At 76.8% G+C, this 21,788-nt stretch carries 23 protein-coding genes; 11 read left to right on the top strand and 12 right to left on the bottom strand.

The features are described 5' to 3' along the window. Positions 1-125 precede the first annotated feature (125 nt). Together HH311_RS22355 and HH311_RS22350 are read left to right on the top strand one after the other, a co-directional pair. Positions 126-1,712: a class I adenylate-forming enzyme family protein gene (locus HH311_RS22355; protein WP_169185905.1), complete on the top strand. Its 1,587-nt coding sequence runs from the start codon at positions 126-128 to the stop codon at positions 1,710-1,712. A gap of 65 nt (positions 1,713-1,777) precedes the next feature. Next, positions 1,778-2,620 carry an LppX_LprAFG lipoprotein gene (locus HH311_RS22350; RefSeq protein WP_169185904.1) on the top strand — a complete coding sequence of 281 codons (843 nt, stop codon included), beginning with the start codon at positions 1,778-1,780 and terminating at the stop codon, positions 2,618-2,620. Position 2,621: 1 nt separating this feature from the next. Here HH311_RS22350 and HH311_RS22345 read toward each other — a convergent pair whose 3' ends face one another. The 3 genes from HH311_RS22345 to HH311_RS22335 are packed head-to-tail and all read right to left on the bottom strand — an operon-like array spanning position 2,622 to position 4,718. Then, complete coding sequence (locus HH311_RS22345; RefSeq protein ID WP_169185903.1) at positions 2,622-3,449, bottom strand: ABC transporter permease; 828 nt, start codon at positions 3,447-3,449, stop codon at positions 2,622-2,624. Further along, entirely contained in the window at positions 3,409-4,248 is an 840-nt protein-coding gene (locus tag HH311_RS22340) for an ABC transporter ATP-binding protein (RefSeq protein ID WP_169185902.1), read from the bottom strand. The genes HH311_RS22345 and HH311_RS22340 overlap by 41 nt, the downstream gene beginning before the upstream one ends. Then, positions 4,245-4,718, bottom strand: coding sequence for a MarR family transcriptional regulator (locus HH311_RS22335; RefSeq protein WP_312030325.1), 474 nt, complete (start codon positions 4,716-4,718; stop codon positions 4,245-4,247). Before HH311_RS22335 ends, HH311_RS22340 begins: the two co-directional genes overlap by 4 nt. Before the next feature lie 110 nt (positions 4,719-4,828). Here HH311_RS22335 and HH311_RS22330 point away from each other — a divergent pair, with 110 nt between their 5' ends. The 4 genes from HH311_RS22330 (at position 4,829) to HH311_RS22315 (ending at position 7,108) form a co-directional block, all read left to right on the top strand. Beyond that, a complete protein-coding gene (locus tag HH311_RS22330; protein WP_312030324.1) occupies positions 4,829-5,272 on the top strand; it encodes a MarR family transcriptional regulator in 444 nt (147 codons plus the stop codon). Positions 5,273-5,343: 71 nt separating this feature from the next. Then, complete coding sequence (locus HH311_RS22325; protein WP_169185900.1) at positions 5,344-5,787, top strand: SRPBCC family protein; 444 nt, start codon at positions 5,344-5,346, stop codon at positions 5,785-5,787. Positions 5,788-5,822: 35 nt separating this feature from the next. Further along, positions 5,823-6,584 (top strand): DUF1990 family protein, encoded by a 762-nt coding sequence (locus tag HH311_RS22320; RefSeq protein ID WP_248292934.1) that lies wholly within the window; start codon positions 5,823-5,825, stop codon positions 6,582-6,584. Positions 6,585-6,745: 161 nt separating this feature from the next. Then, complete coding sequence (locus HH311_RS22315; RefSeq protein WP_169185898.1) at positions 6,746-7,108, top strand: hypothetical protein; 363 nt, start codon at positions 6,746-6,748, stop codon at positions 7,106-7,108. A 32-nt stretch (positions 7,109-7,140) separates the two neighbouring features. Here the strand turns inward: HH311_RS22315 and tatC are convergent, their stop codons facing one another. Both tatC and HH311_RS22305 read right to left on the bottom strand, forming a co-directional pair. Continuing rightward, positions 7,141-8,124 carry a twin-arginine translocase subunit TatC gene (tatC, locus tag HH311_RS22310; RefSeq protein ID WP_169185973.1) on the bottom strand — a complete coding sequence of 328 codons (984 nt, stop codon included), beginning with the start codon at positions 8,122-8,124 and terminating at the stop codon, positions 7,141-7,143. 84 nt (positions 8,125-8,208) lie between these two features. After that, positions 8,209-9,231 carry an endonuclease/exonuclease/phosphatase family protein gene (locus HH311_RS22305; protein ID WP_169185897.1) on the bottom strand — a complete coding sequence of 341 codons (1,023 nt, stop codon included), beginning with the start codon at positions 9,229-9,231 and terminating at the stop codon, positions 8,209-8,211. Between the two features lie 310 nt (positions 9,232-9,541). Here HH311_RS22305 and HH311_RS22300 point away from each other — a divergent pair, with 310 nt between their 5' ends. Both HH311_RS22300 and HH311_RS22295 read left to right on the top strand, forming a co-directional pair. Continuing rightward, on the top strand, positions 9,542-10,759 hold the full coding sequence (locus HH311_RS22300) for a hypothetical protein (RefSeq protein WP_169185896.1): 1,218 nt from the start codon (positions 9,542-9,544) through the stop codon (positions 10,757-10,759). A gap of 208 nt (positions 10,760-10,967) precedes the next feature. Then, positions 10,968-11,810 carry a hypothetical protein gene (locus HH311_RS22295; protein WP_169185895.1) on the top strand — a complete coding sequence of 281 codons (843 nt, stop codon included), beginning with the start codon at positions 10,968-10,970 and terminating at the stop codon, positions 11,808-11,810. A 2-nt stretch (positions 11,811-11,812) separates the two neighbouring features. On the opposite strand, the gene HH311_RS22290 is transcribed toward HH311_RS22295, so the two are convergent. Beyond that, positions 11,813-12,814: an endonuclease/exonuclease/phosphatase family protein gene (locus HH311_RS22290; protein WP_169185894.1), complete on the bottom strand. Its 1,002-nt coding sequence runs from the start codon at positions 12,812-12,814 to the stop codon at positions 11,813-11,815. Beyond that, on the bottom strand, positions 12,811-14,289 hold the full coding sequence (locus HH311_RS22285) for a phospholipase effector Tle1 domain-containing protein (protein WP_169185893.1): 1,479 nt from the start codon (positions 14,287-14,289) through the stop codon (positions 12,811-12,813). Before HH311_RS22285 ends, HH311_RS22290 begins: the two co-directional genes overlap by 4 nt. Positions 14,290-14,444: 155 nt before the next feature. Here HH311_RS22285 and HH311_RS22280 point away from each other — a divergent pair, with 155 nt between their 5' ends. Then, positions 14,445-15,686 carry an erythromycin esterase family protein gene (locus tag HH311_RS22280; protein WP_169185892.1) on the top strand — a complete coding sequence of 414 codons (1,242 nt, stop codon included), beginning with the start codon at positions 14,445-14,447 and terminating at the stop codon, positions 15,684-15,686. A 99-nt stretch (positions 15,687-15,785) separates the two neighbouring features. Continuing rightward, positions 15,786-17,324 carry a glucose-6-phosphate dehydrogenase gene (gene zwf / locus HH311_RS22275; RefSeq protein ID WP_211190634.1) on the top strand — a complete coding sequence of 513 codons (1,539 nt, stop codon included), beginning with the start codon at positions 15,786-15,788 and terminating at the stop codon, positions 17,322-17,324. A 43-nt stretch (positions 17,325-17,367) separates the two neighbouring features. Here the strand turns inward: zwf and HH311_RS22270 are convergent, their stop codons facing one another. Both HH311_RS22270 and HH311_RS22265 read right to left on the bottom strand, forming a co-directional pair. Further along, positions 17,368-17,733: a hypothetical protein gene (locus HH311_RS22270; RefSeq protein WP_169185891.1), complete on the bottom strand. Its 366-nt coding sequence runs from the start codon at positions 17,731-17,733 to the stop codon at positions 17,368-17,370. A gap of 108 nt (positions 17,734-17,841) precedes the next feature. Continuing rightward, on the bottom strand, positions 17,842-18,045 hold the full coding sequence (locus HH311_RS22265; protein ID WP_169185890.1) for a hypothetical protein: 204 nt from the start codon (positions 18,043-18,045) through the stop codon (positions 17,842-17,844). Positions 18,046-18,491: 446 nt separating this feature from the next. On the opposite strand from HH311_RS22265, the gene HH311_RS22260 reads away from it, so the two are divergent. Beyond that, positions 18,492-19,013, top strand: a complete 522-nt coding sequence (locus HH311_RS22260) for a hypothetical protein (RefSeq protein WP_169185889.1) — start codon at positions 18,492-18,494, stop codon at positions 19,011-19,013. Positions 19,014-19,028: 15 nt separating this feature from the next. Here HH311_RS22260 and HH311_RS22255 read toward each other — a convergent pair whose 3' ends face one another. From HH311_RS22255 to HH311_RS22245, 3 genes are all read right to left on the bottom strand, one after another. Continuing rightward, on the bottom strand, positions 19,029-20,858 hold the full coding sequence (locus tag HH311_RS22255; protein WP_169185888.1) for a hypothetical protein: 1,830 nt from the start codon (positions 20,856-20,858) through the stop codon (positions 19,029-19,031). A gap of 177 nt (positions 20,859-21,035) precedes the next feature. Next, positions 21,036-21,191 (bottom strand): hypothetical protein, encoded by a 156-nt coding sequence (locus tag HH311_RS22250; protein WP_169185887.1) that lies wholly within the window; start codon positions 21,189-21,191, stop codon positions 21,036-21,038. A 100-nt stretch (positions 21,192-21,291) separates the two neighbouring features. Further along, on the bottom strand, positions 21,292-21,624 hold the full coding sequence (locus HH311_RS22245) for a hypothetical protein (RefSeq protein ID WP_169185886.1): 333 nt from the start codon (positions 21,622-21,624) through the stop codon (positions 21,292-21,294). Positions 21,625-21,788 lie beyond the last annotated feature (164 nt).

Raw genomic sequence — 21,788 nt, 5'->3', positions numbered from 1 at the left:
CTCGTGGGCTCGCCACGGCGCCCGCGGGCGATCCCGCGCGCGGCCGATCGGAGGGGTGTTGCCGATCACGCCGCCTGCTACTCTACCCACCGAACGATCGTTCGGCGCGAGCGGGAGGCAGGTCGATGACGACGCTGGAGGCCCAGGAGTCCCCGGCGGGCACGGGGCTGGCGCCCGCGGGCGACGCCCGCAACGCCACGCGGACGATCGCGGCGCCCCTGCGCCGGGCCCTCGCCGTCGCGCCCGACGCCACCGCGGTGGTCTGCCCGCTCGCCACGGAGTCCTACCGCGAGCTCGGCGAGCGCGTCCGCCGCCTCGTCGCCGCGCTCGGCGGGCTGGGGCTGCGGCGCGGTGACCGGGTGGCGGTGCTGTCGGTCAACTGCCACCGCTACCTCGAGCTGCACCTCGCGCTCCCGATCGCGGGGCTGGTCATCGTCCCGCTCAACACCCGCCACTCCGACCCCGAGCGCTGCTACTCGATCTCCGACTCGGGCACGCGGGTCCTGTTCACCGACCGGGCCGTCGCCGGCGTCGACGAGCTGGGCGTCCGCGTGGTCGACCTCGTCGGGGAGTACGACGCCCTCCTCGCCGCCACCGAGCCCGCCGACCTGCCCGACGGCGAGGACGCGCCCGGCGAGCACGACCTGGCCGGCATCTTCTACACCGGCGGCACGACGGGCGCGGCCAAGGGCGTGATGCTCACCCACGGGAACCTCGTGGCGAACGCCTTCCACTTCATGGCGTGCTGGCCGTTCACCGAGGACACCCGGTTCATGGTGGTCGCACCGATGTTCCACGCCGCGGGCACCATCGGGGCGCTGGCCACCACGTGGGCGGCCGGCACCCAGGTGCTGGTGCCGGCGTTCACCGGGGCCGGGGTGCTCGACGTCGTCGAGCGCGAGCGGATCACCGCGACGCTGGTGGTGCCCACGATGATGGACGCCCTCGCCGTCGAGCAGGCCGAGCGCCCGCGGGACGTGTCGAGCCTGCGCTGGCTCTCCCACGGCTCCAGCCCGGCGGCCCGCGAGCTGCTCAGGCGGACCCACGCGACGTTCCCGCAGGCCTCGATGCTGCACATCTACGGGCTCACCGAGACCGCGCCGATCGTGACGCTGCACCCCGACGAGCAGCTGCGCCTCGACGGGCCGCGGGCCATGTCGTGCGGTCGGCCGGCGGTCGGGGTGGAGGTGACGATCCTCGACGTCACCGAGCGCACCCCGCTGGGGCCCGGGGAGGTCGGCGAGGTCGCGATCCGCGGCGCCAACGTCACCGCCGGGTACTGGCACAAGCCCGAGGAGACCGCGAAGGTGCTGCGCGACGGCTGGTTCACCTCGGGGGACCTGGGCTACCTCGACGAGGCCGGGTACCTGTTCCTCGTCGATCGGGCCAAGGACATGATCGTCTCGGGCGGCGAGAACGTGTACTCCGCGGAGGTGGAGAACGCGCTGTACTCCCACCCGGCGGTGGTGGAGGCGGCGGTGTTCGGCGTCCCCGACGACCGGTTCGGCGAGGCGGTCCACGCGGTGGTCCAGACCCGCACCGAGGTCACCGGCGACGAGCTCGTGGCGCACTGCCGCCTCACGATCGCCGGCTACAAGCTCCCGCGGGGCATCGACCTGCAGGACGGGCCGCTCCCCAAGTCCGGTGCCGGGAAGATCCTCAAGCGGGAGCTGCGCGACGCCTGGTGGCGCGGGCGGGACACCCGCATCTGAGGTCGCGCGACACGATCGGGTGATCACCGCACCGTCGTCGGCGTCCCCGCTCGTTGACGGTTGTCGTGGGTCCCGACGACGCCGGGCGCGGCCGGCTGGCGGCACTGGCCGCGCTGCTGTGCCTGGCCGTCCTCGCCGGGTGCTCGACGGGCGAGGACGCGGGCGCCGCCGACCCCGCCACCGCCTCCCGGGCCGTCCGGGACGCCGCTGCCGCGACGGCCGCCGCCGGCGGCGCGAGCGTGACGACCGCGTCGGCCGGGCCCGCTCGCGGCCGCCCGGCGTCGACGACCGGCACCGGCACCGTCGACTTCCGCGGCGGCACCGCGACCCTCGCGCTGCGCGTCTCCCGCCTCGGCGCGGTGAACGCGGTCCTCGTCGGGCGCACGGCCTACGCCGCGCTGCCGCCCCGGGCGGTGGGCGACCTCGCCCGCGGCCGCCAGTGGGTGTCGGTCGACCTCGACCGCGTCGACGTCGGGCTCTTCGGCGACACGGTGGTCCAGCTCGGGGCGGGCGCCACCGGCAACCCGGCCGACCTCCCCGCGCTGCTCGCCGGCCTGCGCGACGACGCGGCCCTCGTCGGGCCCGAGACGATCGACGGGACGCCGACCACCCACTACCGGGGCACGGTCGACCTGACCGCCGTCGCCACGGCCACCCCGGGGCTCGCGCCGCTGGTGGAGCGCTTCCGCGCCGAGCTCGCGACGAGCGCCCTCCCGGTCGAGGTCTGGGTCGACGACGCGGGCCGGCTGCGCCGCGTCGTCGAGGTGCTGCGCCCCGCCGACCTGCCCGGCGGCGGCGCGACCGCGACCACGACGCTCGCCGACCCCGGACCCCGGCCGGCGGCGACCGCGCCGCCCGCCGTCGGGGTCCGGAACCTGTTCGCCGAGCTCGGCTCGGGCGACGGGTGAGTCACCCCCGCGCGAGCCGCGGGAGCAGCGCCGAGGCGACCGAGATCATCACGACGGCGGCCACCACGAGCACCACCGCGTCGAGCCCGAGCCGGGCCGGCGTGCCGACGAGCAGCCCGCGCAGCGCGTCCACCTCGTAGGACAGCGGGTTGACGTGGTTGATCCACTGCAGCCAGGTCGGCATGACCTCCACCGGGTAGAGCGCGTTCGAGGCGAAGAACAGCGGCATCGTGATCGCCTGGCCGATGCCCATGAGCCGGTCGCGGGAGAGCACGACCCCCGCGAGCGTGATCGACAGGCAGCAGAAGAACGCCGACCCGAGGACGACGACGGCGGCCGCGGCCACCCACTTCGCGGGGTTCAGCGTGATCCCGACGCCGAGCAGCAGCGCGATCACGACGACGACGAGGGCCTGTACCAGCGCCCGGATCCCGGCCGCGAACGCCTTGGAGGTGACCAGCGCCGTCCGTGGGGTCGGCGTCACCAGCAGCTTCGCGAGCACCCCGGCGTCGCGCTCCCAGATGACCTGGATGCCGTAGAAGATCGCGATGAACAGTGCGGACTGGGCGAGGATGCCGGGGGCCAGGAAGTCCAGGTAGGGCGTCGACCCGGTCGGGATCGCGTGGATGCGGCTGAACGTCGTCCCGAACACGATCAGCCACAGGGCGGGCTGGATGGTGCGGGTGACCAGCTCGGTGCGGTCGTGGCGCAGCTTCTGCAGCTCGACCAGGCACATCGCGCCCATGCGGCGGACGAGCAGCGCCACCTCGCCGACGGGCGAGAGCCGCTCAGCCGACGCGGCGGGCGGTGCGGCGGGCAGTACGGACATCGCGCATGCTCCCTTCTCCGGCGGCCTGGGCGAGGGTGTCGCCGGTGTGGTGGCGGAAGACGTCGTCGAGGGTCGCTGGAACTCCCCCCACCCTCCCCAGCGCGGCGGTCAGCTCGGCCGGGGTGCCCTCGGCGCGCTTGGTGCCGCGGTGCAGCAGGGCGACGCGGTCGCAGTGCAGCTCGGCCTCCTCCATGGCGTGGGTGGTGACGAGCACCGTCATGCCGGTCTCGCGGCGGACCTCGTGGATGCGGTCCCACACCCCGGAGCGGGCGACCGGGTCCAGGCCGACCGTGGGCTCGTCGAGCACCAGCACCTGCGGGGCGCTGACCAGGGCCTGTGCCAGCTCCAGGCGGCGGACCATGCCGCCGGAGTAGGTGGACGCCGTGCGGTCGGCGGCCTCGGTGAGCCCCATCGCGTCGAGGACGCCGTCGACGGCGCCCGCGCGGTCGCGGCGCGGCAGGTCGAAGAGGCGCGCGAAGAGCGCGACGTTCTCCCGGCCGGTGAGCGACCCGTCGGCGGAGAGCTGCTGGGGCACGTACCCGAGCAGCCGGCGCACCTGCCGGCGGTGGCGGGCGACGTCGAGCCCGGCGACGGTGACCGTGCCCGGCGGCGCGGGCAGCAGCGTCGTGATCACGCGGATCGTGGTGGTCTTCCCCGCCCCGTTGGGGCCCAGCAGGCCGAAGACCTCGCCGGGGTGCAGCGCGAGGTCCAGCCCGTCGACGGCGACGTGGTCGCCGAAGGCGTAGCGCAGGCCCCGGGTGCGGACCGGGTCGGTCACGGCGTGCACGGTGTCGGTCATCGCGCTCCCTCCTCCTCGTGCGGACCGGGCTCCTCGACGGCGTCGAGGAGCCGGGTGAGTGCTGGCAGGGCCGCCGCGATCGCCTCGTGGTCGGCCGGGTCGAGCCGGGCCAGGGCCGCGTCGACGACCTCGCCGCGGACGGCCCGCCAGCGGCGCAGGCGCTCGTGCGCGGCGTCGGTGAGCTCGAGGCGCGCCGCCCGCCGGTCGGCCGGGTCCGGGGTGCGCCGCAGGTGGCCGTCGGCGACGGCGGTGCGCACGAGGGTGCTCACCGAGTTGTCCGCCAGCCGCAGGCGTCGCGCGACGCCGGCCACCCCGATGCCCGGGGCGTCCTGCACGGCGCGCAGCAGCTCGACCTGGGCCGGGGGCAGGGCCGGGACGCCCATGCGCTCGCGGGTGCGCCGCCGGACCGCGCGGCGCAGGGCGACGACCGCGGGCATGAGGCCCTCGGCGAGGCCGATGGTGGTGGTCACGGTCGAAGATTAGCTCTGGCACAGAGATGTTGTCCAAGCGAGCGACCGGCGTCACCCGGCCCCGTGCCGGGACTACCGTGGAGGCAGGCCAGGCAGAGGAGGTGGCCCGAGTGAGCGCCCCGTCCACCCCGTCTCCCTCGGCCGACGTGCCCGTCCGCCTCCGGCTGGCCGTCGGCCGGCTCAACCGGCGCCTCCGCGCGGTCACGGGCGCCGGGCTGCACCCGCTGCAGACCTCCGCGCTCGCCACGCTGTCCGACCACGGCCGGCAGCGCCTCGGCGACCTCGCCCGGCTCGAGGGCGTCACCGCGCCCACGATGAGCCGGACCGTGGCCGCCCTCGAGGCCGCGGGGCTCGTCCACCGCGTCCCCGACCCGGCGGACGCCCGGTCGGCCTGGATCGCGCTCACCGACACCGGCACCGCGGCCCTGGCCGCCGAGCGCGTCGACCGCGCGGTGCTGCTCGAGGCCGGGATGGACCGCCTCGCCCCGGACCAGCGCGAGGCGCTGCGCCGGGCCCTTCCCGCCCTCGAGGCCCTGGCCGCGCTGCCCCGCTGACGCCCACCGCTTCCGCCGGCGCCGCCGCGCTCCTTACCCTCGGGTCGGCGACGAGGCAGGGAGGCCCCGGAGTGCACCACCACCGCGAGGTCCGCGTCGGCGCGTGCCCGGACTACGTCTGGGCGGTGCTGACCGACGTGGCGCGCTGGCCCGAGTGGGCGCCCGCGCTGCAGGAGGTCGTGCCGTTCGACGGCGCGCCCCACGTGGCCGGTGGCGGCGTCCGGGTGCGGGCCCGGCGCCTGCCGCCGAGCCAGTGGCGCGTCGGCGAGGTCCGCCCGCACCGGGGGTTCACCTGGACCGCCACCGGTCTCGGGTCGGCCTCGCGCCTCGTCGTCGGGATCGCGCCGTCGCCGCCGGGCGGCTCCGTCGTGGAGCTCACCCTCGAGCGCACCGGCTGGGCGGCGGCCCTCGTCGGGCTCGCCACCGGCACGACGGCGGCGTCGCACCTCGACGGCCTGGCCGACGGCCTGCGCCGCCGGTGCGCCCCCCGCGGTGTCACGGAGCGCACCCGCTAGGGACACGACGACCGGGGTATCCGCCGCTCGTGCAGATGGTCCCCGGGCCGCGCCAGGTCGTGCGCGAGGCCCTCATGCTCACCGAGCTCCCGCGCGGCCTCGTCGCCCTCGGACGCATCTGGGGCCTGCCGGGGGTCCGCGTGACCCACCAGCGCCTCGACGGCGACCCCGACGAGGACGCGCCGCCGCCGCTGCTCGACGCCGACGGGCGCGACCAGCCGATCGGCGTCGGCCACGGGCCGATGCTGCACCGCGTCTTCCGGACCCGGGTCCTCTCGCCCCGGCTGGGACCGCGGGCCCTCGTCGCGGTGCTCGCGGCCGACATGAACCAGGCGATGATCCCGGGGGTGGCCCGCTTCGTCCGCACCGGCGACACCCGGCACGCCCTCGCCGTGGGCGACGAGATGGTCGTCCGGATGCCCGGCCCCTGGGACGGCCCGGTGCGCGTGGTCGACCGCACCGACGACGACGCCCGCTCCTCGTTCCGTCTCGCCACCCTCGACGGGCACGTGGAGGCGGGCCAGATCGAGTTCGCCGCGACCGCCGTGGCCGACGACGTCCTCGAGTTCAGCATCACCACCTGGGCCCGCGCCGGGGACCTGCTCGCCGACCTCGTCTACAACCGCCTCGGCGTCGCCCGGGAGATCCAGTTCCAGCTGTGGGTGCACTGCTGCGTCCGCGCCGGAGCGCTGGCCGGGGGCACGACACCCGACGGCGTCGCCGTGACGACCCGCTCGGTGCGCTGGTCCGACGAGGCCGCCGCGGCCGCGGGCGGGGACGTCGCCGACGCGGTGTAACGCCGCGCGGCGCCGCGACGACACCCTCCACGAGCCCGGACGGGCCGCGGGACCCCCGACCCCGCGGTCCGCCCGGGCCGTCGTCTCTCCGGGGGGCTCCTGAGCTGTGCGCCCGGCGCGTCGCCGCCGCCCACGCGCGGCCACGACCTAGCCTCGTTCGGGTGTCGTCCGGCCCGCTGCGCGTCCCCGTCCCGAGTGCCCTCGTGGGCACCGTCATCGCGCTGTGTGCGGTCCTGCTCCTCAAATGGCTGGCGGTCGTCGCCCTGGTCGCGGGAGGGCTCGTCGTACTGGCCCGGTGGCTGTGGCACCGCCGCTACCGCCCGCTCGCGCTCGACCTCGAACCCGCGCCGGTGCGCGAGGCCGACCACGCGCTGATGCGCGTGCCCGGTCCGCGGCCGGCCGGCCCGGACTGCTCGTGGTGCGGCCTGCCCGGTGGGCACCACGACGGGCACGGCCGTCCGGTCCGCCCCCGCCACGCCCACCACGGTGCGCTCCGCGCTCGTGAGCAGAAAGTGCCGGTATAGCGACACTTTCTGCTCACGAGGCCGAAGGCCACCTAGGTGACGTCGTCGAAGCGCGGCGGGTCGGGCGGGCCGGAGCCGTTGCCGGCCGGGCCGTCGAGGCGCGAGGGTGCGACCGGTGCCGACGCCCGGACCGGCTCGACCGTCGCCGCCGGTCCCGCCACCGGGGAGGGCCCGGCCTCGTCGTCGGCGAGGCCCGCCCACGGCGACGCCTTCACCGCCCGCCGGTCGTGGACGCGGCACACCTGCGCGGCGATCTCGAACAGCACGGTGAGCGAGAGCCCGAGCGCCAGCATCGAGAACGGGTCCTGGCCCGGCGTCGCGATCGCGGCGAACACGAAGATCGCGAAGACCAGGCCGCGCCGCCACGCCTTGATCCGCGAGTAGGGGAAGATCCCGACGCGGTTGAGCATGATCATCAGCAGCGGCAGCTCGAAGCTCACGCCGAAGATGACGAGCAGCGTGATGAGCAGGCTGAAGTAGTCCTCGCCCCGCAGCGCGGTGATCTGGATGCCGCCGCCGACGGTGACGAGGAAGTACAGCGCCTGGGTGAGCACCAGGTAGGCCAGCACCGCGCCCGCGAGGAAGAGCAGCGTGCCCGTGCCGATGAAGATCCGGGCGAAGCGCCGCTCGTGCGCGTGCAGCCCCGGCGTGATGAAGCCCCAGAGCTGGGAGAGCCACACCGGACTGGCGAGCACGACGCCCGCCGCGACGCCCACCTTGATCAGCAGGGCCAGCTGCTCGAACGGGGCGAAGGCCACGAGCTGGCACTGGTTGGGGTTGCCCAGGGTGAGGCGGGCGCTCGGGGGCAGGCGGCAGTAGGGCTCGGTGAGCAGCTGGCCCAGCGACGGCAACCCGAAGATCCGGTACTGGTACCAGAGGACGCCGATGATCGTCCCGACGACGACCGCGATGACCCCGATCATGAGGCGCCGGCGCAGCTCGTGGATGTGCTCGAGCAGCGTCATCGTGCCGTCGGGGTTGCCCCGGCGCGGACGCAGCCAGCGGGGGACCCGCATCCACGTCGGTCGTGCCACGGCACCAGAGCCTACGGGCGGGCCGTGTACCCCCGGTGACCTGGCCGGTGACCCCGGTGACGGGCGCTACAGGCGCAGCCGGGTCAGCAGGGCGCGGTGATCGCTCCCCGGCACCGCGACCACCTCGGTCGACCGGGCCCGCGGGCCGGAGCCGTCGGCGCCCGGGCGGGTGAGCACGTGGTCGATCTGCGCGCCGAACCAGCGCGGGAAGCTCGAGCGCCAGGTGGGCACGAGCGAGCCGCCGGTCGCGGTCGCCGCGTCGGTGCAGCCCGCGGTGCCGGCGCGGAACGCCGAATGGTCTCCGGTGGCGTTGAGGTCGCCCACCACCATCGCCGGGGTCGGGTCGCCGCCCGGGGCGCACCACTGCCGCAGCATCTCGAGCTCGCCGGGCCAGTAGGAGACCCAGCCCGGGACCGGTGACACCAGGTGCACCGCGACCAGCCGCGTCGGGCCGAGGATGCCGCCGGTGACCTCGGCCCACGGGTAGCGCGTGTCGGTGTCGAGGCGGCGGGCGGTGACGTCGCCGGCGCGGGGCGCGGCGGCGACGACGATGCCGCGGACGTCGGGCGCCGACGGCGGCGCGTTCGTCCAGGTGCGCCAGCCCGGCAGCAGCGGGGCGAGCCGGGCCCGCATCCGCTCCCCGGACTCCGGCAGCACGATGAGGTCGGCGCCCTGGGAGCGGGCGAGGGCGGCGATCGCGCGGGGGTCGGCGTGCCCCTCGAACGCGTTCAGCTCGAGCACCGTGAGCGCGGTGCCCCCGGGCGGCGGGGCGGGCGCGGCGACCGCCCGCGGCACCACGACCGCCCCCGCGACCGCCGCCACGACGAGCACGGGCACCAGGGCCGGCCACCAGCGCCGGCGCCACGCCAGCAGGACGAGCGCGACGCCGCCGAGGCCGGCGGCGAGGTCCGGGCGCAGCGCGGCGAGGACCGCGAACGGCAGCACCCGGTCCAGCCCGACGGTGTCCGGGACGAGGACCACGACGGCGAGCAGGGTGGCGACGGCGAGCACCACGGCACGGCGTGCGGCCGCGCGTCCCGGCGCCTCACCGGGGGACCGGGTGCGCAGGGGCCGCCCGGTCGTGGTCACCGATCGAGGATAGGTCGGCATCGTCAGGTCCCCGTGCGACGACGGGCGGCGTCGGCGGGGCGTCACCGCGACACGCCGGGGCGTGACCGCTCGGCGCCGCCGTGCGGGCGTTCGCGGGCGGTGAGCGTCCGAGCTGAGAACCCTCCGGAGCCGACCGGTCACCCATCGCCCCTCACGGGGCCGTCGACTGCTCCGGACGGACGAGGCACGCGACCGGTGAGCGCGCCGTGATCGCTCGTGGTCGCGTCGGACGTGTGGGACTCTCAGGTTGGGGTCGGGCCGGGGCGGGGCGCCCCTAACTTCCTCGCCGATGAACACGACGGACGTCTCCCCGGGTACGGCTCCCGTGAGCCGGAGGGGCCTGCTGCGGGTCGGTCTGCACCTGCTGCTCTCGGCGCTCCCCCTGCTCGCGATCTCCGCGCAGGTCTTCGGCCTGATCGAGATGAACGCGAGCGCGGCACTGCTGGTGATCCCACTGGCGGCCGTGATCGTCGGGCTCTCGATCTTCGATCCCCACCCCGAGGACCGGGTCATCCTCCACGGCTTCCTCTGGGGGATCGTCGCCTGCGGCCTCTACGACGTCTTCCGGCTCGACACCGTCTACATGCTCGGCTGGTGGGCCGACTTCATCCCCACCATGGGCACGTGGATCATCGGCGACGGCGCGTCGAAGTCGGCCGGCGCCTGGGTCGGCTACCTGTGGCGCTACCTCGGTGACGGCGGCGGGATCGGTGTGGCGTTCTTCGTGGGCGCCGCGTTCGTGGGCCTGCACCGCCGCCCGGCGAAGCAGGTCGTCGCCGTGGCCGTCGCGTTCGCGGTCTTCCCGGTGTGGGCCGGGCTGATCGCCACCGTCTGGATCGCCCCGAAGGGCCAGACGATGATGTTCAAGGTCACGCCCACGACGCTGACGCTCTCGCTGATCGGCCACCTCATCTTCGGGCTGGTCATGGGGCTCGGCTTCGTCAAGACGCGGTCCGCCGAGCGGTTCTGGCCGTGGGCGCCGATCGCCCTGGGCCGCTCCCGCGCCGCCGTCGTCGGCCCGGCGCCGTCCGGCCTGCCCGCCGTGGACTCTCGACCGGTGCTCCCCCCGGCCGAGCGTCCCGGCTCGGGCCGCATCCCCGTCGGTGCCGGGGCGCAGCAGCCCGCCCCGGCGCCGACCGGCGAGCGGCCGGCGGTCGTCCCGCCGCCCCCGCTACCGGCCGGCCACCCCTCGGGCCCGTTGCCCGCGGCGCCCACCTCGGGCCCGGTGCTCCGCCCCGACGTCACCGGCCACGGCCACCCGTCGGGTCCGCTCCCGGCCCCGGTCGGTGCCGGGGCGCGGTCCGGCCGGCCGGCGGCCGGGTACTCGAGCGGGTCCTCCACCGGGTACTCGAGCGGGTCCTCCGCCGCTTCGGAGGGCCCGTCGACCGGACGCACCCGCACCGCCACCCCGCCCGCCGGCCAGACCCTCGACCCCGAGACCTGGGCCCTCTGGCAGCGCCAGCTCGCCACGACGATCAAGGGCCGGCGGACGCACCGCTGGCGCTGAGGCGGCGCGCCGGCCCCGTGGCAGCAATGGCGCATTCCTGGCATCTGGTGGGTGGACGGCGCCGTTCGCTCGTGGAGCCGACGCGGGCCACGTGGCAGCAACGGCGCATTCCTCGCATCTGATCCGTGGACGGCGCCGTTCGCCCACGGCGGCCGACCCCGGCGGGCCCGGCGCCGGCGGCCCACGGTCCGGGAGCGACCATGGAGATGTGTCCCCCCGGCTCGTCGCGGTCCTGGTCCCCGTCCTCGGCGTCCTCGCCCTCCTGGCGGGCTGCGCCCAGACCGGACCGACCGTGGGCCGGCCACCCGCGGAGATCGTGCGCGAGGCCGTCGTCGCCACCGCGGCGGCCGGGCCGTCGCACGCCGTCGTCACCGGGCAGACCGCGGTGGCGGGGCAGTCGATCCCGCTGAACGGCTCCGGGGTGGTCGACCCGGCCCACCAGGCCGCGGACCTGACGCTGCAGGTGCCCTCGCTCGGGGGCGTCCGCGTGGTGTTCAGCGGCGGCACCCTCGCCGCGCAGCTCCCGCCCGCGGCCGCCGCGGTCGTCGGCGCGGTGGCCGGGGGCAAGCAGTGGGTGTCGGTGGACGTGGACCGGCTCGCGCAGTCCGGGTACGGGGCCCCGCTGGGGGCGCTCGGCGTCGGGACCACCGGCAACCCGGCCGAGCAGCTGGGCTACCTGCGCGCCATCAGCGACACCACCCGCCTCGTCGGCCCGGAGCAGGTCGACGGCGTGGCCACCACGCACTACGCCGGCGCCGTCGACCTCGACAAGGTCCCGGGTGCGTCCGACCCCGCGACGAAGCCCGGCGTCGACCGGCTCAAGGCCCAGATCGGGTCGAACCTGCTGCCGGTCGACGTGTGGGTCGACGGCGGCGGCAAGCTCAAGCGGGTCGGGCAGACGGTGACGGTCCCCGCGACGCCGAACGCGCCCGCCGGCACCCCGACCACGACGACGACCACCCTCACCTTCTCCGACGTCGGCTCCGCGCCCGCCGTCGTGCCCCCGCCCGCCGACCAGGTCGCCGACGTCTCCTCGCTGCTGCCCGGCTGACCTCAGGCCACCGTATGGATGGTGGCGAGCACGCCGCGGTGGTCGGTCCCCGGCACCTCGACCACGTCGAACCCGTCGACGCCGACCCCGCCCCCGACGAGCACGTGGTCGAGCTGGGCGCCGAGCCAGCGGGGGGTGGCGGTCGGCCACGTCGCGAGCAGGCCCTTCCCGGCCGCGTCGCCGGCGTCGGTGCAGCCCGCGGTGCCCCGCCGCCAGGCCGCGATGTCGGCGGTGCCGTTGAGGTCGCCGACGACGGCGGCCGGACCCACCCCGGGCCCGCACCAGCGCTGCAGCGAGCCGAGCTCCGCCGGCCACGCCTCGAGCAGCGTCGGGACCGGCGACGCGACGTGCACGCCCACGAGCCGCGTCGGGCCCAGCGCCCCGCCGGAGATCTGCAGCCAGGGGAACCGGACGTCGCGCACGACGTCGGCCCGGACCGGGCCGAGCGAGGGCCCGGCGAGGATCGTCGTGCCCTCGGCGTCGGCCTGCGCGGCCGGCGTCGACGACCACGACCGGTAGCCCAGGTCCGCGACCAGCGGCGCCAGCCGGGCCCGGAACGGCTCGCCGGCCTCGGGGAGCACCACGACGTCGGGCCGGCGCAGGTGCAGCAGGCGGGAGAGCGCGGTGACGTCGGCGCTGCCGCGGTCGACGTTGAGGGTCATGACGACGAGGTCCGGGCCCGGGTCGGGGCCGGGACCGTCGGGCAGCACCCGCGGCAGGAGGGTCGCCACCGAGACCGCCGCGACCAGCAGCACCGGCACGACCGTGGGCCACCACCGCGCGCGCACCGCGAGCGCCAGCAGCGCGAGGACCACCACCACGATCGTCGCCGGCGCGCGCACGAGGACGAACCCGACGACCGGCAGCACCCCGTCGAGCCCGAGCCGGTCGGGCACGAGCACGACGGCCACCACGGCGACGACGACCACGCCGAGCAGCACCCGCGACCGGCGGGGGCCCCGGCGCACGCGGATCGGCCCGGTGTCGGCGCCCGGTCCGGTCACGAGCGGGTCACCGTGAGGGTCGCGGCCCCCCGGTTGCGGCCGTAGCCGAGCCACGAGTCGTTCGCGTACGCGTAGAGGTAGCCGGGCCGGCAGAGCTCGAGGGTCGCCGTCCCGTCCCGTCCGACGGACACGACGGTGCCCTCGTCGAGCGAGCCGTCGGGGTGGCGCAGGTCGTCCGCGACCGCGGCCACGAGGGCCATCCGGCGGGTGTCGCGGCGGGGGGCGGCGAGGGCGTCGGCGCTGCGGCTGGTGCAGCGGCGCACCACGCGGCGGTAGACGGCGAGGACCGCGCCGAGCGCGTAGTCGGGCCAGGCACGCCAGGGCCAGCGGGCGAAGCCGGCCGGGCCGGTGGACGCGCCGTGGTCGGACCAGGAGCCCGCCGTCGTGAGCGTGTAGCGGCCCGCGGGCAGGTACAGCCCGGTCTCCACCCACGGGGCGTCGGCGGCGACGACGGCGTCGACGGGGACCCCCGGCTCCGGCACCCGGCCGGGCCGGTAGGGCGGGACGAGACCGGCGGCGCGGCGGGCCACGGCCGAGGGGTGGACGTCGGGCGCCCCCTCCGCGACCCGCGGGACGGTGCGGGGCCGCGGCGCCAGGTAGCGCCACATGCCGTCGGGACCGGGGTCGAGGTGGCCGAGGGGGTCGCCGGCGCCGCCGGGTGGGCCGTCGCGCCAGGTGAGCCCGACCGCCGCCGTCGCCTCCTCGGTCATCCACCGCAGCGTCAGGTCCGAGAGCCCCCGGGGCTGGTCCTGCGAGCCGCCGACGTCGCCGTGGGTGCCGGCGAACCAGAGCTGGACGAACGACTCGTGGGTGCCGGGGGCGGGCTCGGCCCACACCGCGGGCTGGAACGGGCCGCGGCGCTCGTCGAGGGCGAGGGCCTGGCGGGCGTGCCGGACGTCGCGGGCCAGGCGCAGGTCGTGGAAGCCCTCGATCCGGCGGGAGAGCAGCGCGGAGAGCAGGCCGAAGGTCCGGGGGATGCCGAGCGCGCCGACGGTGTCCCAGACGCCGACCAGCGCGATGGGCGCGGTGTCCTCGGGGGCGAAGCCGGGCTGGAACGCGAGGCCGTCGAGGGGGCGGCCGCGCTGGTAGCCGTCGCGGAACACCCGGCGCACGAGCCGGTCGCGTGCCCGGCGGGAGTCCCCGGGCGCGACGGCGACGAGCCCGCAGGCGGCGAGCATCCCGGCGAGGCTGCGGACGGTGAAGGCGCCGCGGCTGAAGCCGAGCAGGACGACCACGTCCCCGGGCCGCCAGGTCTCGGCGAGCCAGGTGTAGGCCTCGCGGATGCGGACGTCGAGCCCGAGGCCGAGCCCGCCCTCGAGCACCCGGGTGACCGGGTCGGCGCCGGTGCCGACGCCGGGGAAGTAGCGGACGACCTGGTCGGGGCCCTGCGCGAGGGCGTCGGCGACGAGCGAGACGTTGGTCCGCTGCTTCGGGGTCTCCCATGTGCCGTCGCAGCAGACCACCAGGCGTCGCACGGCGCAGGAGGCTAGCGGGCTCGCCCGGACGGTCCCGGCGCCGCCGGGTCACCCCGCCACGCGGCAGGCGTTGGGCCGCGCGGACCCGTTCGCTCCGCGGGGTGACCTACGGGGTCGGCCGGGACGGCCCGCCGCCCGGCCGTAGGGTCGCCCACGTGGACGACGAGGTCGCGCGCTGGTTGGCCGATCGGGCGGTGCCGCTGGACGAGGTCGGGCTCGCGGCGTGGCGCCCCGCCCTGACCGGCGTGCGGGTGCTCGGTGTCGGGGCGGCGGCGCACGGCGCCCGGGAGCTCCTCCAGGCCGGCAGCCGGCTGGTGGAGTTCGCCGTCGAGGAGCTGGGCGTCCGGGTCGTCGCGCTCGGGACGAGCGAGGCCGGGGCCACCGGGCTCGACGCCGTGGTGCGCGGGGTCGGGGCGCCCGGCGAGGCCGTGGCCGGGCTCGGGGGCTGGCAGTACGACACCCGCGAGGTCGTCGACCTCGTCTCGCGGCTGCGCGACCACAACGAACTCCTCCCCGAGACCGACCGAATCCGGGTGGTCGGGGTCGACCCGGTCCGTCCGGCGCTGTCGGTCAAGGCCCTGGGCGGCTACCTGCGGGCCGCCGCGCCCGACCTGCTGCCCGACGCCCGGGACGCCCTGGCCGACCTGCTCGACACCGACCCCGACGCCCGCGTCCTGCCCGCCAGGGTGCGCGACGCCGTGGTCGGCCTGCACGGCCGGATGGTCGCCGAGGAGGCACGTCTCGTCGCCGAGACCTCGCCCGCCCGCTACCGCGAGGCCCTCGAGCACGCCTGGATCCTCGCCCGGGCCGCGGAGGTCGCCTGCGCGCCCCGCGTGCGCGAGCCGCGCGACGCCGAGGAGGCCGAGGCCGTCCCGACCGAGAGCGCGCCGGTCCTGCGGGCGCGGCTCGCGGCCGAGGCCGTGGGGCGGGCGGCCGAGGCCTCGGGCCGCACGCCCGCCGTGGTCTTCTGGGGTCACGACGACCAGGTACGGGTGGGCGACCCGACGACGGTGGGCCGGCATCTGCGGGCCGCCCTGGGCGAGGCCTACTACGCGGTCGCGGGCCTCGTCGGCGAGGGCGGGACCTCCACGGTGCGGCGCCGGCTGATCGGCGCGGTCCGCCCCCGCCCCAAGACACTCCGCCTGCCGCGGTTGAGCGGCACCGTCGAGGCCGACCTGCGGACGGCCCTCGGGGACGAGGACCGCCTCGTGGACCTCCGCGCCGCCCGCGACACCGGGGGACCGGTCGCGCGCTGGGCCGGCGCCCCGACGACGACGCGGCGGCTCGGCGCCGTCGTCGACTCCGGGCAGCTGCGCGGCCGCATCCCGCTCGTGCCGGACCGCGAGTTCGACGCCCTCGCGCACGTCCCCCGCGTCCACCCCGCCTGGATCCGGTAGGCGGCCACACCGGCTCGACGGTTCGCCGACACACACCCGCCACACGACCGGGCTACGGTCACCGGAAGCTCTTCAGGCCTGCGTGCGAGGAGACCCGTGATGTCCGACCCGGTCCGGCCCGACAAATCCGACATCGCCTATCCCGGGCCGGGCTCGCGGCCGTTCCGCCGCGACCTCGACCCGATCGCGCCGCACGTCATCGTGCTCTTCGGCTGCACCGGGGACCTCGCGAAGCGCAAGCTGCTCCCGGGCCTGGCCTACCTCGCCGAGTCCGAGCTGGCCCCGGACATCCGCATCGTCGGGACCGCGATGGAGGACCTGACGACCGAGCAGTTCCGGGACCTCGCGCACGACGCGGTGCAGAACTTCGGCATGCACCGCCTCGCCGAGTCCGACTGGGACGACTTCGCCGCCCGGCTGAGCTACGTCGGCCAGACCGAGGGCCCCGAGGCGCTGGCGTCGGCGGTCAAGGAGGCCGCGTCCCAGCTCGTGGGCGACACCGCGCAGCGCACCGGCCGGGCCACCGACGGCGTCCGGTTGCTGCACTACCTCTCGGTGCCGCCCAAGGCCGCGCAGGCCGTGCTCGAGATGCTGCGCGATGCCGACCTCGTCCGCGGGGCGCGGATCATCATGGAGAAGCCCTTCGGGTACGACCTGGAGAGCGCCGTCCGCCTCAACGACTTCGTGCACCAGGTGTTCGACGAGTCGCAGGTCTTCCGGATCGACCACTTCCTCGGCAAGGAGGCCGCGCAGAACGTCCTGGCGTTCCGGTTCGCCAACGGCCTGTTCGAGCCGATCTGGAACCGCAATTTCATCGACCACATCCAGATCGACATCCCCGAGTCGCTGGGGCTGGACCAGCGGGCCAGCTTCTACGAGGCGACCGGGGCCTACAAGGACATGGTCGTCACGCACCTGATGCAGGTCATGGCCTTCGTCGCGATGGAGCCGCCGACGGCGCTGGAGCCCCGGGCGATCAGCGAGGAGAAGAACAAGGTCTTCCGCTCGCTGCTGCCGATCCACCCGACCGACGTGGTGCGGGGCCAGTACGGCGGCTACCGCGAGGAGCCCGGGGTCGCGTCGGACTCGGACACCGAGACCTTCATCGCGCTGCGCGCCGGCCTCGACAACTGGCGGTGGGCGGGCGTGCCGTTCTACCTGCGCACCGGCAAGAAGCTCGCCGAGGGCCAGCGGATCATCTCGATCGCGTTCAAGGAGGCGCCGCGGACGATGTTCCCGCAGGGCTCGGGCGTCGGCGCCCAGGGCCCGGACCACCTGACCTTCGACCTCGCGGACTCCTCCCGGGTCTCGCTGTCCTTCTACGGGAAGCGGCCCGGACCCGGGATGCGGCTGCAGAAGCTCTCGATGCAGTTCTCCACGCAGGAGATCGGCGAGGCCGCGGACGTCCTCGAGGCCTACGAGCGGCTGATCCTCGACGCCATGCGCGGCGACCACACGCTGTTCACCACCGCCGAGGGCATCGAGTCGCTCTGGGACCGGTCGCAACCGCTGCTCGCGGACCCGCCGCCGGTCAAGCCCTACCCGGTCGGCTCCTGGGGCCCGAACGCGATCCACCAGCTCATCGCGCCCAACGCCTGGCGGCTCCCCTTCGAGCGCGCCTGGCGGGAGAACAAGTAGGGCCCGGCCGGGTCCGCTCCGGCGCGGTGCGGTCCGGCCGGGGTCACACGGCCCGGGCCGGCACGCGCAGCGGGCCGTCCGGCGCCCGGCGCGCCCCCGGCAGGTGGGGAGCGGCGGGGAACGGGGCGGTGAGGGGGTCGCGGCGGGCGACCGTGTTGTCGATGCGCGGCGGCCCGAGCGGCTCCGGCCGGGTCGGGGTGCTGCGCTGCGCGGCCGTCGCGGTCGGCAGCGGGCCGGACACCGCCTCGTAGGCGTCGACCTGGCTGGTCCGGCGCCGGGCCCGGCGCAGCGCCTCCTGCCGGTCGCGGGTCTCGCGGTCGCGGACCGCACGGTGGTGCCGGCCGCGCGCGGCGCGGTCGGCGGACGGGCTGGGCTGCGGGGTCGCGCGACGCGCGGTGCTGCGGAACACGGCAGATCACGTCCCTGGACTGTGCGGACCGGAAGTGGGCGGGCGAGCTCTCCCTCTCCATCGCCCGCCGGGCGGCCGAGCTGGTTCCGCCGATCGGGGACGTTCTCCTCAGGCGTGTCGCGCGGGGGCCTCGTGCCCGTCGGACTCCCGGCCGTCGAGCCGCGGCAGCGGGATCGGGCCCGTCTCGTCCTTCCAGGCCGCGAGCGTGCGCTGGTCGGTGGTGCCGTGCACCGCGGCGCTCACCAGCGGGGCGGCGAGCCAGGCGGCCGCGGACGAGCCGGCGGCGAGGGCGACGTTCCCGGCGAACGACATGACGACTCCTCGGGGCGCAGTAGGACTTCGGCGATGGGCCAGCCGACCCGGCGGACGACGTCGCCCGCGGGAGGTGGTGGGGGCGCGGCGATCCCGGAGCGGTGCGCGCATGCGTTCCCCCACCGAGCGTCGATCCCCCGGCCGATCGCACGAGCGACCGGCGCCCGCGTCCGGGGGAGTCCTGCCCCCGCCGTCGCGGTGCGACTCAACATAGGGGAGGAACCGCATCGCGCCGTGCACCGATCGGGTGATGTCCGGGGAGGTTGCGACGAGTGACATCACGATGCGGTCACGGCACGCATCGTGTCGGTGCGGGTCACCACGGGCCGGATCGGTTCGCCCGGTCGGGTGTATCGGCTACGGCCTCGTAACGATGGGGTCTCGGCGTTCGAGAGTCAGGTCACAGGCAGTGGCCAGGGCGGCTGCTGCGGGCTGAGGGGGCCGTCATGGGGATCGTCGTCACCACCGTCGTGCTGGCCGGACTCGCGGCCGTGGTCCTGGTGCTCGTCCTGCGCAGCGGCCCGGCGATGACGTCCGCGGCCCCGCGCCTCTCGCCGGGCTACGCGCCGACGCTGCTCGCCCGGGCCGGCTTCCCGGCCACCGCCCACAACGTCGCGATCCTCCACGACCACCTCGGCACCGTCTTCCTCGACGCCGCCCGCGGCGTGGTCCCGGCCGACGCGCTGGCCGCCCTCGGGGCGCGGTGCGCGCCGGCGCGGGGCGGGGTCCCGGTGTCCGGGGGTTCCTCGCGGTCGTGGCCGCAGCGCGTCCTCGACGAGCTCGCCGCCCTCGGTGCCCTCGACGTCACCGCGCTCCCGCGGCGGGCCCAGGACGCGCTCCTCGCCTCGGCCGGTACCGGGCGCGGTCTGCTCGGCGGGTCGGTCTTCACGCCGCTGCCCGCGACCGTCGCCGCCGGGGTCCCCGCCCCGCGCGCGGCGGCCGACGACGCGCGCCGCGTCGGGGCCTGAGCCCCTACCGCAGCCCTACCGCCCCACGGGGCGTCCGTCGGACGCCGGCTCGCCCTGGCGCTGCTCGGGCACCGGGTCCGGGACGAGGGTGGCGCCACCCCCGGGCTCCGGCCCGTCGGCCGGCGCCTGCTCGGCCGCGTCGAGCTCGGCCAGCGCCCGGACCGCCACGGTGCCGTTCGGGGTCTCGTCGCCGACGAGCCCACGGACCCGGTCGTACCCGGAGCGGGCCTCGGCGGTCCGTCCGCTGTGCCGGTCGAGGTGGGCGAGGTCGAGGGTGGCCTCGGCCTCGCGGCCCGTGTCGCCCGCCCCGCGCGCGGCGGCGACCGCCGCGCGCAGGCAGCCCCGCTGGGCGTCGAAGCGTCCGGCGTCGCGCTCCAGGCCCGCGAGGAGCAGCCCCGCGTCGGAGGCGTCGCGCGGCGGCCCGTCGCGCACCACGAGCTCGAGGTGGCGGCGGCGCGCGGCCGGCTCGGCGTCGCGGTCGATGCCCAGCCAGAACGCCGTGCGGGCCCGCAGCGCGCGCTCGGTGCCGTCGTCGGGGGTGCCGTCGAGGACGGCCCCGAACCACCGGCGGGCGTCGGCCGCCCGGCCCGCCTGCAGCGCGGCGACGCCGAGCCGGTAGTGCTCGCCGGGGGTCGTCGACGCGGGCGCGGCCCGGTCCGGGGGCGGGCGCAGGAGCACCGCGGCGAGGTCGTCGAACCGCCGGTGCAGGGCCAGGACGCCGACCGCGCGGCGCCGGGCCCGCACACCCGGGCCGTCGAGCAGGTCGCCGACGACCTCGCCGAGGCGCCCGGGCGGGACCCAGCCGTCGGCGCCGAGGGCGTCCGCCACCGCCGTGAGCAGGCGGGCCGGTGCGTGGTGCACACCCTCGGCGAGGCGCAGCCGGCGCAGGGCCGGCGTCCCTCCCCGGCGGGGTCGCTCGGCGACGAGGGCCTCCACCGCCCGGCCGAGGTCGTCCACCCCGGGGACGGAGTCCGGATCGTCGTCCCGGGCGAGGTCGCGGGCGTAGGCGAGGGCGAGCCGGGCGAGCAGCGGCGTGGGCAGGGCGTGCGGCACGCCGAGGCGGTCCCAGTCGACCGCGGCGCGCAGCACGGCCGCGCGTGCCGTCGCGGCGGTGTGGTCCTCGCCCCGCCAGCTCCGCCGCCGGGTGCTCCCGGGGAGGAGGAGCGCGCGGTGGGGGTCGAGGTCGACGAGCACGTCGCCGAGCCGCGCCCCGGCCGCGACGGACAGGCCGGTCGCGGTCGCCCGGGCCGCCTCGTCGGCGGAGAGCACGTCGGGCAGGCGCACGACCGTGACGTCCCGGTCCACCTCGCCCGGGGTCACGTCGGGGTGCAGCAGGGCCGCGTCGACGGTCGCGAGGACCCGGACCCCGGCGGGCGGCCGGGCCCGGCGCAGCGCCGCCAGCAGACCGGGACCGACCGCGTCCAGCCAGACGACCACGCCGGGCTCCGGGCCGGCGCCGGTGCCGGAGAGGGCGGCGACGAGGGCGGGGTCGGCGGGGGAGCCCAGCGGGTCGGCCCCGCCGAGCGCGGCCGGGTCGGGGCGGACGACGCGGTGGTCGCCGAGCAGGAGGCGGGCGGCCCGCGCGAGCGCGTGGGTGGCGCCGCCGAGCCGCGGGCCCGCGACGATCACCACGGGGTCGTCGCCGCCGACGGCGGCCTCGACGCGGTGGTCGGCGTCGCGCTCGAAGGCGGGCGCGGGGAGGGGCGGGTGGACCCCCAGGCCGGCGAGGTCGACCTCGCTCAGGCGGGGCGGCTCCGCCGCGTCGAGCGCGTGGTCCGTCCCTCGTGCCCCGCGCGCACGCCGGGCACCGTCGAGATGGGCGCGCCAGCGCCCCGTCGCGGTCATCCGCGGTTCCTCCACCCTGCTCCGCCGTCGTCGGACCGGGATCCGACGATCAGCCGTTCTACCCGGGCGGCGGGCGGTGGGGAAGGACGACGGCACTCACGGGGCCGGATCCCGCTCGTCCGGTCGACACCGAGGGGTGGGCCGGGTCACGGCGGCTTGTGTCGGGAGGTCCCGGTCTCAGCGGGGACGGGGCAGGTCGGTCGGCGCGCACCGCTGGACCGGGACGAGGGCCGCCACGAGGTGGCGCACCCGGGCGGCCGCCTCGAGCCGCTGCTCGCCGGCGAGGTCCCGGTCGACCTGCAGGGGCAGGTGGTGTCGCTCGTGGTCACCCATGCCCGGCTCGTCGTCCGGCGCGCCCGGAACGTTTCCACCGCCGCACCGGCTACGCCCGACCGGTGGTCGGCGTTGGTCCGGAGGGGCCCGTGGTCCCGGCTCAGGCGACAGCGGGGCCCGTCGGCCGATCGGTCGGCAGGTGCAGGCGGACGATGCGAACCGCGACGTCGTCGAGGCCCTCGGCGTCGAGCGAGGCGCGCAGGCCCTCGGCGGCCACCGCGGCGTCGGGCCCGCCGAAGGGGCCGTGCGCGTCGACCTCGGCGGTCTGCGGGTCGACCATGAGCACGACGTAGCCGTCGCAGTCGTCCAGCGCGGCGACCGTGTCGACCCAGTCGTGCCCCGCCCCGTCGTCGGGAGAACCCGGCTCGGGCCGCACCGAGCAGCCCTCGATCCCCGACCCGGCCACGGTGTGGCAGGCGAACCGATCACCCATGACGGTCCACGCTCCTCTCGTACTGCTCTCCGTGACCGGCGGCCTGACCCTCCGTGCCCAGAAGGGGGGCGTCGCCCACGTCCGTCACCTGCTGTGAGAGGGATACCCAGGACTCCTGACATGGACCGTTGAAAGTTCACTCGAATGCGGGACGCCCCGGGGTC

Source organism: Actinomycetospora sp. TBRC 11914 (assembly GCF_012933465.1).
Taxonomy (GTDB): domain Bacteria; phylum Actinomycetota; class Actinomycetes; order Mycobacteriales; family Pseudonocardiaceae; genus Actinomycetospora.
Note: the sequence above shows the minus strand (reverse complement) of the source record. Positions and strands in the feature narration are given on the sequence as shown.

Coding starts and splice junctions, on each gene's coding strand:
- HH311_RS22300 (WP_169185896.1), top strand. CDS start 9,542: ATGAACACGACGGACGTCTCCCCGGGTACGGCTCCCGTGAGCCGGAGG.
- HH311_RS22255 (WP_169185888.1), bottom strand. CDS start 20,858: ATGACCGCGACGGGGCGCTGGCGCGCCCATCTCGACGGTGCCCGGCGT.
- HH311_RS22260 (WP_169185889.1), top strand. CDS start 18,492: ATGGGGATCGTCGTCACCACCGTCGTGCTGGCCGGACTCGCGGCCGTG.
- tatC (WP_169185973.1), bottom strand. CDS start 8,124: ATGCGGGTCCCCCGCTGGCTGCGTCCGCGCCGGGGCAACCCCGACGGC.
- HH311_RS22245 (WP_169185886.1), bottom strand. CDS start 21,624: ATGGGTGATCGGTTCGCCTGCCACACCGTGGCCGGGTCGGGGATCGAG.
- HH311_RS22345 (WP_169185903.1), bottom strand. CDS start 3,449: ATGTCCGTACTGCCCGCCGCACCGCCCGCCGCGTCGGCTGAGCGGCTC.
- HH311_RS22355 (WP_169185905.1), top strand. CDS start 126: ATGACGACGCTGGAGGCCCAGGAGTCCCCGGCGGGCACGGGGCTGGCG.
- HH311_RS22320 (WP_248292934.1), top strand. CDS start 5,823: ATGGTCCCCGGGCCGCGCCAGGTCGTGCGCGAGGCCCTCATGCTCACC.
- HH311_RS22265 (WP_169185890.1), bottom strand. CDS start 18,045: ATGTCGTTCGCCGGGAACGTCGCCCTCGCCGCCGGCTCGTCCGCGGCC.
- HH311_RS22250 (WP_169185887.1), bottom strand. CDS start 21,191: ATGGGTGACCACGAGCGACACCACCTGCCCCTGCAGGTCGACCGGGAC.
- zwf (WP_211190634.1), top strand. CDS start 15,786: ATGTCCGACCCGGTCCGGCCCGACAAATCCGACATCGCCTATCCCGGG.
- HH311_RS22340 (WP_169185902.1), bottom strand. CDS start 4,248: ATGACCGACACCGTGCACGCCGTGACCGACCCGGTCCGCACCCGGGGC.